Source organism: Marivirga arenosa (assembly GCF_030503895.2).
Taxonomy (GTDB): domain Bacteria; phylum Bacteroidota; class Bacteroidia; order Cytophagales; family Cyclobacteriaceae; genus Marivirga; species Marivirga arenosa.
The window spans coordinates 3621236-3636266 of sequence record NZ_CP129970.2; the positions used below are offsets into that span (position 1 = coordinate 3621236).

13 protein-coding genes are annotated in these 15031 nt (G+C 33.3%); 5 read left to right on the top strand and 8 right to left on the bottom strand.

What is annotated here, in order from left to right:
- Positions 1-15: 15 nt before the first annotated feature.
- The 7 genes from QYS48_RS15695 to mnmA form a co-directional block, all read right to left on the bottom strand.
- Entirely contained in the window at positions 16-1725 is a 1710-nt protein-coding gene (locus tag QYS48_RS15695; protein WP_308356748.1) for a hypothetical protein, read from the bottom strand.
- Entirely contained in the window at positions 1706-4801 is a 3096-nt protein-coding gene (locus tag QYS48_RS15700; protein WP_308356749.1) for a tetratricopeptide repeat protein, read from the bottom strand. The genes QYS48_RS15695 and QYS48_RS15700 overlap by 20 nt, the downstream gene beginning before the upstream one ends.
- A 97-nt stretch (positions 4802-4898) precedes the next feature.
- Positions 4899-5921, bottom strand: a complete 1023-nt coding sequence (holA, locus tag QYS48_RS15705; protein ID WP_308356750.1) for a DNA polymerase III subunit delta — start codon at positions 5919-5921, stop codon at positions 4899-4901.
- Between the two features lie 180 nt (positions 5922-6101).
- Positions 6102-6590 carry a YkgJ family cysteine cluster protein gene (locus tag QYS48_RS15710; protein ID WP_308356751.1) on the bottom strand — a complete coding sequence of 163 codons (489 nt, stop codon included), beginning with the start codon at positions 6588-6590 and terminating at the stop codon, positions 6102-6104.
- A gap of 7 nt (positions 6591-6597) precedes the next feature.
- Positions 6598-7413: a S1-like domain-containing RNA-binding protein gene (locus tag QYS48_RS15715; protein ID WP_308356752.1), complete on the bottom strand. Its 816-nt coding sequence runs from the start codon at positions 7411-7413 to the stop codon at positions 6598-6600.
- A gap of 64 nt (positions 7414-7477) precedes the next feature.
- Entirely contained in the window at positions 7478-8152 is a 675-nt protein-coding gene (locus tag QYS48_RS15720) for a hypothetical protein (RefSeq protein ID WP_308356753.1), read from the bottom strand.
- Complete coding sequence (mnmA, locus tag QYS48_RS15725) at positions 8127-9263, bottom strand: tRNA 2-thiouridine(34) synthase MnmA (protein ID WP_308356754.1); 1137 nt, start codon at positions 9261-9263, stop codon at positions 8127-8129. Before mnmA ends, QYS48_RS15720 begins: the two co-directional genes overlap by 26 nt.
- Positions 9264-9557: 294 nt before the next feature.
- Between mnmA and QYS48_RS15730 the strand changes: the two genes are divergently transcribed.
- The 5 genes from QYS48_RS15730 to QYS48_RS15750 are packed head-to-tail and all read left to right on the top strand — an operon-like array spanning position 9558 to position 13707.
- A complete protein-coding gene (locus tag QYS48_RS15730) occupies positions 9558-10139 on the top strand; it encodes a redoxin domain-containing protein (protein WP_308356755.1) in 582 nt (193 codons plus the stop codon).
- A 59-nt stretch (positions 10140-10198) separates the two neighbouring features.
- The gene (locus QYS48_RS15735; RefSeq protein ID WP_308356756.1) at positions 10199-11410 is read left to right on the top strand and encodes an Nramp family divalent metal transporter; all 1212 of its coding nucleotides are present in this window, start codon (positions 10199-10201) and stop codon (positions 11408-11410) included.
- Positions 11411-11418: 8 nt separating this feature from the next.
- The gene (locus tag QYS48_RS15740; protein ID WP_308356757.1) at positions 11419-12171 is read left to right on the top strand and encodes a 5-oxoprolinase subunit PxpA; all 753 of its coding nucleotides are present in this window, start codon (positions 11419-11421) and stop codon (positions 12169-12171) included.
- A complete protein-coding gene (gene pxpB, locus QYS48_RS15745; protein ID WP_308356758.1) occupies positions 12168-12842 on the top strand; it encodes a 5-oxoprolinase subunit PxpB in 675 nt (224 codons plus the stop codon). The genes QYS48_RS15740 and pxpB overlap by 4 nt, the downstream gene beginning before the upstream one ends.
- A complete protein-coding gene (locus QYS48_RS15750) occupies positions 12832-13707 on the top strand; it encodes a biotin-dependent carboxyltransferase family protein (RefSeq protein ID WP_308356759.1) in 876 nt (291 codons plus the stop codon). The genes pxpB and QYS48_RS15750 overlap by 11 nt, the downstream gene beginning before the upstream one ends.
- Before the next feature lie 78 nt (positions 13708-13785).
- On the opposite strand, the gene QYS48_RS15755 is transcribed toward QYS48_RS15750, so the two are convergent.
- Positions 13786-14925: a glycosyltransferase family 4 protein gene (locus QYS48_RS15755; RefSeq protein WP_308356760.1), complete on the bottom strand. Its 1140-nt coding sequence runs from the start codon at positions 14923-14925 to the stop codon at positions 13786-13788.
- Positions 14926-15031 lie beyond the last annotated feature (106 nt).

Sequence of the window (15031 nt, forward strand, 5' to 3'; positions counted from 1 at the left end):
TTGATTTTAAAAACATTAAAATGAATATGTGAAACCTCCCAAAACTTGGAACCCACGGTTAGGATAACCCAAGAAATACTCATATTTGTTGGCTATCAGGTTATTAGCATGTAAGAAAATCTGGCTTCTATTGCTCAATTGATATGCTAATTTTATTCCTAAATCATATATGGGTGGTATAGCTTCATCTATATTAAAGGAATAATTAGCATTTTCTTCTAAGAATATATTTTCATTGTTCATAGCACCTTGTAAATGTGCATTCAATCCTATTTTTAGTTTGTCAGCGATTACATAATCTGAATTCAGCTTGAGTCGAAACTGTGGTCTAAATGGCATTAATTGATTATCGCCAACATTATAATAGAAATAGTCTCCTCTTAAATCTATATTCAAATTATCTAGATTCGTAGATAAAGCGAGGTAAGCATTGGCTTCGGTATTTTTTTCTGTAAAATACCGAGGAGCATATCTTAATTCACCCTCCGATTCATCAAAAATTGCAGCAAAACCGTAATTATATTGAACAGATGCAATACTTCCTCCTACTTCATAGCCTAATACATTACTGATGGCACCATTCACTCCACCATAGAATTTTAAAGGCATTAAAGTATTAAATACTGGAATGGTATTGTCTAAATAAGGATTTTCATTTAAGAAGCTTCTATATTGATTTGCTCTTATATCACCCTTAAGCCCAATAAATAAACTTAATTTATCGAACACAGTATACTCAGCATTCAAATCTGGAAAAAGATGTGTTTTGCCCAAATTCTCTAATGTGTCGTTTTCATAGGCAATAATAATTCCCGCCTTTATTCTCAAATCATTCCAATTATAATGGATGCCAGGTTGGAAACGAATTAAATTCCTATTTTGACTAGAATCTATTGCATTGAAATTAAGGTTAGAGAGAAATCCATTTAGATTGAAATAGGCAGAGATGTCTTCATTAATATCATAACTATTATCTAAGGCATAGTTAAATGAAAACTCTGAATTTTCAATATTAGAAAACAGCTGATAGGAATTTAACCCCAACTTATAATGGTAATTAGAATTATCATTTCGATCTTCTAGTTTTATATTAGCTCCAATTGAATGATAGGTTCTTTGAATACTATCTCGATCTACTTCATTTACTAAGGTTGTATCATAACCATACAAATAGTTATTATTTCTTTCATAAAATGCGTCAGCTGAAAGAGCTGCATTTTGAAATATAAATTTTCCATATGGATTTATGTTTTGATATCCGGAGCCTGAATTCCTTCCATCAATAGGTCCATTAGCAAAGCTTTGATGTAGTAGATTTAAACCATAGCTTTTATCTTTATTTCTTTTGCTAGAGAAATTGCCTTCAAAATATGAAGCTCCATAATTTCCACCCCCTAATCTTACTTGGCTTCCATATAATTTCTCAAGTTTTTCATCTTGAATAGTCAAAACTCTAATCCGAGGAGACAATTTATTAAGTTCAGGAATAAACTGTTTTGAATTGAATTTCACATCAATGGAAGATTGACTTGATTTAGCATTCGGCACTTTTTTAAAATCTCTATTTACCCTTGCTAAATCAATCTTTCTATCCTTTTCAATGATCACCTGAGAATCCTCTAGATCACCTTCCTGATTCCAATTATCCTGAGCTAAAACAGCTATTGGAAAGCTTAAAATGACAATTAAAACATATTTTAACATATTAATTCTTCGTTGAGTCATTTTCAATTACTTCATTCATTTCTAATGAGTTGCTAATGCTATCATTCTTTTTACTTGAAATACTATCCGTTTCAATCCCATCTAGCCTGGTCTCCTCCTCTTTAATCAAATCAAGCTTTAATTGAGCTTCATCTTTTAAAATTTTAGAATCTGAATTCTCAATAATAGAATTCAAGGTTGCCTTAGCTTGAAAAGACTCTCCCATTGCATAATAATTATCCGCTATTAATAAAAATGATTTGCCTAACCATGTTGAATAAGAATTATACGTTTTATTCAACTCAAACAAGGTATTGATGGATTCCTGATATTCCTCAGAATTATATTGCATCAACGCAATCATATATTTTGATTCAGCCGCATATTCATCCTTTGCTGCATTTACAGCATTTTGGAAACTCACTTTTGCCTCATCGTACTTTCCTTGATAATAGTTAGCCATTCCCTTATTTAAATAGGCTTCATTAACCGCATTAGCATTAACGGCTGCTTCTTTTATAATTAAATCAGCATAATAAATCATTTTACTATAATCAGATTGAGATTTAGCAATCTCCATTAAACCCGTATAGGCATTGAATTTATCTTTCTTATTCTCTGCATTATCTAGTAATTTTGAGAAGTATAATCTTGCTTTATCATAGGCTTTATTCTGTAATTCTATTTCTGCTATTTTAAGAATTGATCTTTTATTAAAGGCCGTATTATTAGATTCAACTACCTCGTAAAATAGATCCAAGGCTTCATTGAATTGGTTATTTCGGTAATAGGAATCCGCTAGATAGTATTTAGCATCCGCTGTCAATGAATGATCAGGATAATTGTTAATGTAAGCTTGAAAAGAAGCAATGGCACGATCGTACTTTTGATTAAAATACAATGACTGAGCAGCATCAAATTCAATTTTAGTTACTTCCCCATCATTCGGATTAGCATTTTTATAGGCTGTTAGATATTGATCAAGATCTTCCTCCTTATTCATAATGCCATATAATTCCTGCAAACCGGCTAATGCACCATTTGCTGTGGAATGAGTCAAATAGTTATTAAGGATTAGCTTATAGTCACCTTCAGCTTTTTCATATTGCTGTAAATTAAAATAGGCAAGCGCTCTTTTAGCATATGAATAGGGTCTTAAAGGACTTTGTGGTAGATTTTTCAAAAGATTTGTAAACCCATTAATTGCAGTTTGGTACTGCCCGGATTCAAATGCCAATTGCGCTTTTTGAAAAATCGCATTGTCGTAATAATTCGAGTTTTTATAGTCATTTATTATCTTATCAAAACTCTGGTTCGCTAAAGTATTTTTTCCATTTATCGCATTAATAATCCCTTTTTGAAAATAAGCATAATCAATATTAGCATTCTTCTCACCTATCGCCCTTTGATAATAATCTAATGCTAATTCATATGATTTAGTCACATAATAACAATCCGCTAATCGAATTAATGCGTCTTGATAGTAAATTGCTTTTCTTCCTTTTTTAACATACGCATTAAAATACCCTAATGCTTTCTCAAATTGCTTATCATTATATAATGCATGAGCAATTCCATAATTTAAACTTGAAAACCAATCATCTTTTTCAACACTGTAATTAAATGATTTTTGGTATGCAGCGATGGCGTCCTTATACTTTTTTCCCGTAGAATATGACTCTCCCATCCAAAAGTAAGTCTCTCCTAATAATGTTTTATCCTGAGGATATTCTACAGATTTCTGAAATAACTGAACTGCCCTGAAATAATTCGCCTGGTTGAAGTATTCTGCACCCTGTAAAAAGGTAACTTTCTGATAGGCTTGTTTTAGCTTTAAAGATTTACTTTGAATGGACTCTATAAACTCAATTGCCTGATTGTATTCATTTGAATTTAAATAAGCTTCACTTAATAATTCCTTAGCTTCCGTTACATAACTACTCTTTGGATATTGAGAAATAAAAGATTTTAATTCAGAAACTGCTTTTGATATATTAGATTCTTGTAGATAAAGCTTCGCAAGTTGAAAGTGACTTTCTTCAGTAATGCCCCTATTAAAATCTAGCAATTTTGCTTGCTCATAGGCATTAGCGGCATATCTGTAATTCTCATTTTTAAGATATAACTCTCCTAAGTAATAAGCATTAAATTGAGATAGAGAATCTTTTTCTATTCCTACTTCTTCAAATAATTGAACCGCTTCTTCAAAGTCTTTTTGCTGATAGGCTACATAACCCATTCGATATAATAATTCCCGATCAAGCTTTGATCTGCTCGCATCCCTGTATTCCTGAAAATATTGACTTGCTTTGCTATATTCATTTTGATTGAAATAAGCATCTCCTATTAACAATTTGATATTCAAAGCATCAATCCTACTTAACTGAGGAAGTAATGTTTCAGCATGTTCTATTAAAGCCTTATAATCTCCTTTCTGATAATATATGTTGGCAATCATATTGGCAGTAGAGACTTTGTAGGTATCATTTTCAGCAGCCCTTTCCAAATCAATTAATGCATTATCAAAACTTCCTTGATTAAAATTGATGTATCCTGCGTAGTAATTTGCAGCTGATTGATACTCATTATTTCTTCTTTTCAATTGATTGAAAAGAGGTAATGCTTCATCAAATGCTCTTCTGCTAAAATAGGAATAAGCTAATTTGAATTGATAGTCTTTTTGATCCTCTTCATTTAAAACATTATCATCCGTTTTTTGATAGTATTGAATGGCTTTTGCATAATTCTTTTCACGGAAATAGAAGTTTGCCAGTTCAAAATAAGCCTCAAAGGCTTTAGGATGTGATGGATTAGATTCTACAAAAGATTTAATTCTCTTTTCACCATCATTTTGATAAAGGTAAATCGATATTAAGGCACCGTAATATTCTGCATTTTTAGCCTTTAACTGATCTGCATTTTTATGCTGAACATATTCTTCGAATTTATGTTGAGCAGCAGAATATTGTTTATCCTTATATAAAGATAATGCATTGCTGTAAATGTCATTTTCACCTTCATTTACAAAAGCATATTGGCTAAAAAGAGTAAATGGGAATGCTATTAGAATTCCTGCTATTAAAATATTTTTAATCATACTTCCTGTTGTATGCAATACCTAAATTATATTAAATAATCATATTAGCTGTTGATTAGTTAACTACTAAATCAGCTTTTTATTTTAATTGATGTACTTAATGCATCAATTTATATACCAATTCTTTCATCAACTGTGATTCATTGATATTTGCTGTTACTCCCTTAAACATTAAATCAGCTTGGAAAATATGGTTTAGATTCTGAATTGTTTTACCAAGATTGTAACGATTTACAGCTACTATATAATCTTTCGCAAAAAAAGGATTTACTCCAGCTGCACTCGCTACACCTCTTTCACTTTTATCTCCAGAATGATGTACTAGCAGGAGTTTTGTGAAAAATGAATGAAGAAAACCAATATTCACTACTGCAGGATGATTTTTGGGGTCTGAGGCAAAATAATTAAGAATTCGATTTGCCTTCAAAGCATTCCCCTTAATAATGGCTGATTGTAATTCAAATATATTGTAATCTTTATTGATACCAACATACTCCTGAATTAAAGCTTCTGTTATTTCTGAAGGTTCGTTAAAGTTTACAAGTACTTTATCAATTTCATTAGATAGGCGCTCTAGGTTATTGCCAATATATTCAGTTAATAACATCAGAGCCTGCCTATTAATACCATGTCCTTTTGATTTCACATACTGAAGAATCCAATCCGGCACTTTATTCTCATATATTTTATTAGATTCTAATAGAATAGTGTGCTGCTGCAAGCTTTTATATATCTTCTTTCTCTTATCGAGCTTTTTATGCTTATAACAGAATACTAAAACCGTTGAAGCTTGAGGACTTTGAAGGTAATTTTCCAGTAAACTAAAATCGAAATTGCTTTCAGTGAATTCACCCAAATTCTGAGCTTCCTTGACAATAATGACTTGCCTTTGCCCCATCATAGGAAATGATCTGGCAGCAGAAACAACTTGATTTAACTTTACATCTTTTCCGTATAGTATTTGCTGGTTGAACCCCTTCTCACTTTCATCTAAAGCATTCTTCTCGATATAATTACTGATTAAATCAATAAAATAAGGTTCTTCACCCTGTAAGAAATAAACCGGTGCGTAATTTCCGTTTTTAAGATCGGCCAGTATTTGCTCTGCTGATTGTGCCATACGTGCGAATATAATCTATTGCAATTTTGTATTGAAATTAATTTAGTAATAGTTGGAAGATAGAAGTTGGATGTTAGTATTGAATTAATCAAATAAAACAAATGATATACATATATTAAAATTAGTGGCTATAAATAAGATACTGTTAAAACATGCCAAAAAGTAAACCATACAAACTTGTTAACGTTCTCTTTCTTTCATCCTCTCAAGAATATGATAAACGGCCGGACATATTTCAGCATTTTTAAAGGTCTTATTTAGGATCTGGTGCATGCGCTTACGATTAGTATGAGGATACTCCCTACATGCTGTTGGCCTATTTTTATACACTATACATTTGTTATCATATCCTAAAAATGGACAAGGTGCAGAGTTTAAGACGTAATCATGGTCCTCATCAATATGTAAATACTGGTCAATAAATTCCGGGACCTTCATTTTTAGAGCTTTGGCAACTCTTTCAATATCAGATTGCTGAAAAATGGGACTAGTAGTTTTACAACAATTAGCACATTCTAAACAATCCATTTCATCAAATACTAGAGCATCTAATTCATGGAATTCATCATCAAGCTTTTTCTTTTTTCTTAATGCTTTATAAAGATCCTTATTATTGGACTTATATTCTTTGCTGTTTTCTTTCCAGTTATCGTATAGTATTTTACTCATTCCGAATTTATACTAAATAAATCCCATCAGATTTGATTGTAATTTTCTTCTCTTTGTAAAGATGTCCGATCTGTCTTTTAAATTCTTTCTTACTCAAGCCAAACATATCGTAAATCTCTTCAGGTTTTGATTTATCATGATAAGGCATAAAACCATTATGATCCCTCAATAATTCTAGAATCTCTTTTTGCTTCTCCTCCTTCTCCACTTTCCATTGAACATCAATTTTTCCATCTATCCTGATAGATTTGATCTTACCTTTTCCAGACATCCCTATATCTAAAGGATCAAAGACTGTATTTTCATATATCAATCCTTTATACTGTTGATTTATCACTACTTCATAGCCTAAATCCGTAATTCTGTATATTAAAAGGTCTACTTCCTGACCCTCTTCTAAATCACCAGATCCTTCCTCTAAAAAGGATTCAATATGCATAGAAGCTACAATTCGCTCAGTTTTAGGGTCGAGTGTTACAAAAGCTACTATTAAGTCCCCTACCTCTAATTCATCAGTCTGCTCTGAAAATGGAATTAATAATTCTTTTTCTAAACCCCAATCTACAAAAGCACCAACTTTAGTTATTTGTCTTACTTCAAAAAGACTAGCTTGATTTAATTCAGCTAAAGGTTTTAAAGTGGTGGCTATAGGTCTTTGAGCAGAATCTTTATATATAAAAACCTCTATTTCATCATCTATATTCTTATTTTGAGGAACGTATTTATTAGGTAGTAATACATCTTCCTCGCCATCGCTTAAATATAGTCCTTGAGGGGCCTCACGGACCACTTTTAATTTATTCCATTTTCCTAATGTTAACATGCCTGCAAGTTAAGCTGCTTTTATGGAATAATGAATATAGAAATGAAATTTAGCCTAAGGATGCTTAGTTTATAACTCTCTCCATTCGGATTGTCCTACCAATTTCAATTTGTTGTAAGCCCAAACAGTCTGTTTCTCTACAAAATTCTAATTGAGAGGATACTTTGTAAATAAGGCCTAGTGAAGCAGCGTATACTTCAATTCTTTGATCATAATTAGATACAGAATCTTGATTATCTTCTTGAATGACTTGAACAGTACTTTCAAAGGTTTGATCTCCTAATTCATAAGGTTGAAATGCTTTAAAAATTTCAAATTCATCTTCTTCAAATTCCTGAGGAAAACCATCCCATGATTTACCTTCGGCAACAGGAAAACTAAGCTTTACTTCTTCAGAATTACCAATTTTCAAACTTGCTAATTTGTCCGATCTTTCTTTTACTATTGAAGATAAAATCTCCTTATTACCAGCCTGATCTAATTTATAACGATACCCCTCTAATTTAATACGATTCTGCAAAGAAATAGAATCAACCCATTCATCTTGAATTTGATAGCGTAATGTATCAATAGAGCCATCATTATTGTAATTGATTTCTTCTACTGAGTATAATTCAGATTCATTGACATTTAGAGGAAAGAACTGTAGCCCCAATATTTCTTCATTTGGAGCTACAGTAGAATTCTCACATGATGCAAGAATTAAAAAGAGACTAAATAGAATTTGATAAAGCCTCATTTTTTATTTTTTGTTGATTGAAAGAGGAATGAATCCAACCACCACCAATCACATCATCTCCTTCATAGAATACTGCAGCCTGACCAGGCGCAATAGCCGGAACACCTTTGCCAAAGAACACTTTCATAGTATCTCCTACTTGCTCTATTACAGCGGGAGTCCCACCATCATTATATCTAACTTTAGTTACGGTATCTTTTCTGTCATCAAGTGATTCATATTTACTCATCACAAGACTTTTAACATACATTCCATCACGAGATAATTCATCAAAAGTACCTAGAACCACTCTGTTCTTATCCTTTTGTATTTCTGTAACATAAACGGGATAGCCAAGCGCTATACCTAAACCTTTTCTTTGACCCACTGTGTAGAAAGGGTATCCTTCATGCGTACCTACTACGGTTCCATCCTCTAATACGAATTCCCCACCTTTCACCTCTTCTTCCAGGCCATCTACTCTTCTTTTCAAAAAGCCTCTATAATCATTATCCGGTACAAAGCAGATTTCGTAAGATTCTGATTTATTCACTAATTCATAGAACCCTTTATCTTCAGCCATTTTACGAATTTCAGGCTTTGTTAAATCACCTAAAGGTAAAATCGTTCTGCTTAAGCTTTCTTGAGATACACCCCAGAGTGCATAAGACTGATCCTTATTCAAGTCTTTACCTCTTGAAATAACATATCGACCATTCTCTTCTCTCACTTTAGCATAATGACCGGTAGCGATATAATCACATCCTAATTTATCCGCCCTTCTTAATAAGGAATCCCATTTAATGTGCGTATTACATAATACACAAGGATTTGGAGTTCTTCCAGCTAGGTATTCATCCGTAAAGTGATCGATTACATAATCTCCAAATTCTTCTCGGATATCTAAGATGTAATGAGGAAAACCCAAATTTACTGCTAAATTTCGGGCATCATTGATAGAATCTAGACTACAACATCCAGTCTCTTTTTTTGAACTACCTGAAGATGCGTAATCCCAGGTTTTCATGGTCATTCCAATAACTTCATAACCTTGCTCGTGTAGTAACACAGCTGCCAATGAGCTGTCAATTCCTCCGCTCATGGCTACTAATACTCTTCCTTTTTTACTCATAATTCACGGTTTCACAGGGTTCACAGCCCTGCTTTGGTGATACATTTATTTTCAATTGTCAACATCTTTTGCTGACATTAGTTGCAAAGTTAAGCAAGAATTCATTAAAGCTCTTAACTTTTTAAAAGACTTTAATAGTATACTTCATTCTTTTAACCTAAATCAATATAATTTTAAGTCTCTGATAACAGATTGACGATTTCTTTGTTGTCAGCCTAAGAATTTAAAAAACAAAATTTAATTTTTAAATCTGACGATTATAGAATGATCGTAAATAGTGAAAATAAATAATATATGAGATTAACAAAAACAGCATTAGCGCCTCTTTTTAATGAAAAAGATATATATGATCGACAAATTAACTTAGAAGAATATAAAGGTAAAAAACTACTCATAGCGTTCTTTAGACATGCCGGTTGTCCATTCTGTAATCTAAGAGTTCACGCATTAACGAAGGTTCATGAAGAATTGAAAACAAAAGGCTTAGAAATGATTTTCTTTTTTGAATCAAAAGAAAGTGTTTTGTTAAGAAGTACTTTTCACAAGGAAGTATCTCCAATTCCTTTAATATCTGATCCTGAAAAGGAAATTTATGCCAAATATGGATTAGAAGAATCTAAATCTGCCTCAGCCAAAAGTCATATAAAAAGCTTTGTGCAAACTGCAATCAAAGCCAAAATAGCAGGTGTACCTATGAATATGCCAACAGAGGGTGAGTCGCTAAATACCATTCCAGCTGAGTTTTTGGTAGATGAAAGCTTAAGATTAAAAAAATTACATTATTCAAAAGGATTAACCGATAGATTGGAAATTAATGTAATAAGAAAATTTGCTGCTGACAGTAGTATTTTTGATCAAGAATTAGAAACCGCATAAATCTCGATTCTTCATTCTAAATTTAAGCGTGCTGAGAATATTTTACTTATATTTTCAGCATGTTTAAAAAGTTAAAACAACTAGGGCCAGGAATGATTGTAGCTGCGGCCTTTATAGGTCCTGGCACAGTAACTACTGCTAGTTTAGCAGGTGCTGGATATGGCTATACACTCCTATGGGCCATGTTATTTTCCATTTTTGCTACGATAATCTTACAAGAAATGACGGCTCGCTTAGGTACACAAGCCAAAATGGGTTTGGGCGAGGCTATTAGAAAAAAGTCAGTCAATAAAGTTTTTCGATACCTCAGTTTCGCATTAGTCATTAGTGCCATAGTGGTGGGGAACGCAGCTTATGAATCCGGGAACTTAGCAGGCGCAATAATGGGCTTCGGTAAAGTACCAGAGTTTTTAGGGATAAACTCTTTATTGTTACTGATAGGTATAACAGCATTCATCTTGTTGCTTATAGGTAAATATAAATACATTGAAAGATTCTTGGTGGTATTGGTAAGCATTATGGGAATAGTTTTCATTTGTGCAGCCATTTTATTAGAACCTTCAATCTCAGCAATTATTAAAGGGTTATTTGTACCCCTTATCCCAGAAAATGCTACTTTAATGGTGGTAGGATTAGTGGGAACAACCGTAGTGCCCTATAACTTATTTTTACATGCTTCAGCTAGTAAAACTAAGTTTAAAGATACTGACAGTCTGAATATGTCGCGATTGGATACTGTTATATCTGTAACTTTAGGAGGGATTATTACCATGGCCATTATGATTACAGCAGCGATTGCTTTTGAAGGAAATCAAAATGAATTTAAAGGCATTAATTCTTTGGGGGCACAATTACAGCCCATTTTAGGTGATTGGTCTACAAGTTTTATTGCATTTGGTTTCTTAGCCGCTGGCTTTTCATCGAGTATAACTGCACCCTTGGCTGCAGCTTACGCCACATCAGAAATTCTGGATTGGAAAGGCGGATTGCAGAACATTAAATTTAAGCTTACCTGGGCATTAGTTCTTGTCTCTGGAATTATAGTTGCTTCTTGGGGATTTGAGACTACCGCCTTAATATTATTTGCTCAGGTCACCAATGGATTGTTGTTGCCAATATTAGCTATCTATTTATTATGGATCGTAAATGATAAAGAATTAATGGGAAATCATGTAAATTCTAAACTCATTAACGTAATAGGCGTTGTGGTTATCATGATAACTATTTTATTAGGTTCAAGAAGCATATTAAGTGCCTTCGGAATTATTTAAACATTCAAATGAATTCTATTGATATAAATTGTGATCTAGGAGAAAGCTACGGCCAATTCAAAAAAGGTAATGATGATGCCGTTTTCCCTTACATAAGTTCTTGTAATATAGCCTGTGGTTTTCATGGTGGAGATCCATATCATATGGAAAAGACTATTGAACGTGCTATAAAACATAAGGTGCAAATAGGTGCTCACCCCTCCTATCCTGATTTAGCAGGTTTTGGTAGAAGAAAAATTGATATTCCTGCTGAGGAACTCAAATCACAAATAAAGTATCAAATAGCTGCACTTAAAGGCATGGCTGAAAGTAAGGGAGCTAAAATGAATTACGTAAAGGCACATGGGGCTCTATATAATGAAATAGCACATAATTCGAAAGAAGCAGAAGTGTTTTTACAGGCAGTGAAAGAAATTGACCCAAGACTAGCTATTATGGGATTAGCAGGAAGTCCATTTCAAGAGCAAGCACAAAAAGCTGGATTTAAATTTATAAGAGAAGGCTTTTTAGACAGAAGGTATCTCGAGAATGGTAAATTGATGAGTAGAAAAGAAAAAGGATCTGTTTTAGAGTCAGTAGATGAAAGCTTTAAGCAGCTTAAATTAATAACTGAAGAGCATGCAGTTAAAACTTCTTCAGGCAGAAACATTCCACTAGAAATCGATAGCTTATGCATTCATGGAGACAATCCACTTGCTGAGGAAATACTAAAAACCATAATCTCGAACTCAAATATTGAGATTAAAGCTTTTTCAATATGATGGATATTATAGAATATGGTGATAGCGCTCTTCTCATTAATTTTGAGCAAAAAATTGACTTAGAGATTAACAAGCTAGTCAATGCTTATTTTAAATCAATCAATAAGCTAGATTATATTCTATATCAAATCCCAGCATATTGTTCTTTAACCGTAAGATATGATAAGTCAAAAACCTCTTATCATGCTTTAAAAAGCAAAATTGAAGACATTGAAATTGATCAACTTAATCTAAATGAGAACTCAAATCTGATTGAAATCCCTGTTTGCTATGATTTGAGCTTTGGAGTAGATTTAGAAAGCTTATCAAATGAATTAGGCTTAAGTATAAATGAATTAGTCAAATTACATACTAGCCAAGAATATTATGTCTTTATGATGGGATTTCTTCCTGGCTTCCCCTATTTGGGTAAGCTTCCTGAAAAACTTAAATGCAAAAGAAAGGATACGCCACGAAAAAGAGTGGATAAGGGAAGTGTTGCAATTGCTGGTAGTCAAACTGGAATTTATCCCATTAATGCACCAGGAGGCTGGCAAATTATTGGAAGAACTCCTATCGAAATATTTGATGCTTCAAAAGAGGAAGGCATACTATTAAATATGGGGGATAAAGTGAAGTTCAAATCGATTGGTCAAGAAGAATATAAAGAATTAGTACAGCATGGATCCTAAGCTTACACTCACATTTCTCAAACCTGGTTTACAAACCACCATTCAAGATAAAGGAAGATTAGGATACCAATATCTGGGCATTCCAATTGGGGGTGCATTGGATCAAAAATCTGCTAAAATGGCTAACTTTTTAGTCAGTAATGATGAAAATGAACCTGTATTTGAAATTACATTAACTGGACCTGAAATACTTTTTGATTCTGATGCTTTAATTGCCATAACCGGAGCAAATTTTGAAGTCTATTCAGATGGAGTACTAATTGATAATAATAAAGCACATTATTTAACTAGCGGATCCATTATTAGCTTCGGAAAGCTGAAAGCAGGAAGTAGAGCCTACTTAGCTGTAGCAGGAAAATGGAACGTACAAAAGTGGAAAAACAGTGCCAGCCCATTATTGCAATCGCCCGAGGCAACAGCAGATAGTTTCATAAAGAAGGGATCTAAAATATCAATTGATTCTCATTATTTAAACAAAACAGAAAGCTGGGATAAAAACAAAACTTTACCCGTTCTATCGAACAAAATAAGAGTGAAAGTTAAGGCGGGACCAGATTTCGAAAAAATATCTAGAATGACCATAGCTGAGTTTTTTAGCCAAGGACATACCATTTCTAATGATTCAAACAGAATGGGGTATCGTTTAGAAAGCAAACTTACTAAGGCTGAAAAAAGAGATGAATTAATTTCTTCAGGAATAATCCCTGGAACTATTCAATTAACACAAAGTGGACAGGCCATAATTTTACTAAACGATGCCCAAATTACTGGTGGTTATCCCAGAATTGCCAATATCGAAGAAGATGATTTAGATTCAATGGCACAGCTTAAACCCGGAGATGAAATATGGTTTAGCTTGGTATAGGTTGAATAGTTTGCAGTTAGAAGTTTGACGTTGTATAACATCCGTCATTTTAAGAAAGCAAGACTGAAACAACCACTCCTATTTACACTGCTGATATTCATTCAAAATTGCTTTCCAAACTTTCTGTTGATCGTATTTATCCAGTATGGAATGCCTGGCTTTAGCAGCTAGCTCTTTTCTTTTAGATAAATCAGTAAGTAGCTCCACCATTGCAGATTCAAGCTCATTAGCACTTTTTACAGGAACAATTAATCCATTTTCATCATGAGTGATAATCTCATTGCTTCCATTGATATCTGAAACTATAGAAGGAAGCCCCATGGATGCAGCTTGCAATACAACGTTAGGAAATCCCTCGCGATAAGAAGGGAAAACAAAAATATCTGAGGCAGCAAGGAAAGGCCTTATATCTTTTTGAAATCCTACATGTATAATTCTACAGTTATTTTCTATCTCACTTTTGATTTCTGGATTCACAGCCTCGCGCTCATCCTCAAAGGCTCCAACTAAAATAAGATAAGAATTAGCTTCTATATTTTTAAAGGCTTTAACTAAGTCATGAATTCCTTTATCCTCAACCAATCGTCCCACAAAAACAAAAACCGTAGAATTCAACGGAATCTTATAATCATTTTGAACCTTTTTAATCAGGCCCTCCGATACTTCATGGGTCGAAAAATAATCTGTATTGATTCCATTTGAACTCCCCTCACCTATAATTTTAAATTTAGATTGATAGGAAGGAAATGCAGTTTCCATATATTCTTTCAGTCTATATGAATTAGGATAAACTTTTTGAGCACAGAAATAAGTGATTTTTTCTGTCACCCTAAGAATCCTGCGAGTTAGACCTGAGGCTTCCATTAAAGGCATTCCAGCTACCGTATGCATTCTACAATTAACGCTACAAATTCTAGCTGCTAACATCCCTAATAGGCCAGCCTTTGGCGTATGAGTATGCACAATATCTGGATTCTCTTCTCGAATTAATCGTATGAGTTGTATAAGCGCTCTAAGATCCTGGAGCGGACTTAAAATTCTAGTAAAATTAATTATATAGTGTTTTACTCCTTCTCTATCGCATACTTCTTGAACCTCCGGACCATCAGCACTAGCTGTAATTACCTCATAACCTTGCTCCCGCATATATTTTAGTTGTCCTTTCAGAAGAATATTTAAGGAGATAGGCACTGTGGTAATGCGGAGGATTTTTTTCATGTATGTAAGTGTAGAAGTTTTGAGGTATTTAGGTTATTAAGTTTTAAACTGCTAAGATGCCAAATTTTGATTTCTATTTATAATGCTAAGCATTATTTTCAGCCAA

Bases quoted from the DNA above. Each gene is read 5' to 3' on its own strand.
- QYS48_RS15695 (WP_308356748.1), bottom strand. From the start codon at position 1,725: ATGACTCAACGAAGAATTAATATGTTAAAATATGTTTTAATTGTCATT.
- QYS48_RS15700 (WP_308356749.1), bottom strand. From the start codon at position 4,801: ATGATTAAAAATATTTTAATAGCAGGAATTCTAATAGCATTCCCATTT.
- holA (WP_308356750.1), bottom strand. From the start codon at position 5,921: ATGGCACAATCAGCAGAGCAAATACTGGCCGATCTTAAAAACGGAAAT.
- QYS48_RS15710 (WP_308356751.1), bottom strand. From the start codon at position 6,590: ATGAGTAAAATACTATACGATAACTGGAAAGAAAACAGCAAAGAATAT.
- QYS48_RS15715 (WP_308356752.1), bottom strand. From the start codon at position 7,413: ATGTTAACATTAGGAAAATGGAATAAATTAAAAGTGGTCCGTGAGGCC.
- QYS48_RS15720 (WP_308356753.1), bottom strand. From the start codon at position 8,152: ATGAGGCTTTATCAAATTCTATTTAGTCTCTTTTTAATTCTTGCATCA.
- mnmA (WP_308356754.1), bottom strand. From the start codon at position 9,263: ATGAGTAAAAAAGGAAGAGTATTAGTAGCCATGAGCGGAGGAATTGAC.
- QYS48_RS15730 (WP_308356755.1), top strand. From the start codon at position 9,558: ATGAGATTAACAAAAACAGCATTAGCGCCTCTTTTTAATGAAAAAGAT.
- QYS48_RS15735 (WP_308356756.1), top strand. From the start codon at position 10,199: ATGTTTAAAAAGTTAAAACAACTAGGGCCAGGAATGATTGTAGCTGCG.
- QYS48_RS15740 (WP_308356757.1), top strand. From the start codon at position 11,419: ATGAATTCTATTGATATAAATTGTGATCTAGGAGAAAGCTACGGCCAA.
- pxpB (WP_308356758.1), top strand. From the start codon at position 12,168: ATGATGGATATTATAGAATATGGTGATAGCGCTCTTCTCATTAATTTT.
- QYS48_RS15750 (WP_308356759.1), top strand. From the start codon at position 12,832: ATGGATCCTAAGCTTACACTCACATTTCTCAAACCTGGTTTACAAACC.
- QYS48_RS15755 (WP_308356760.1), bottom strand. From the start codon at position 14,925: ATGAAAAAAATCCTCCGCATTACCACAGTGCCTATCTCCTTAAATATT.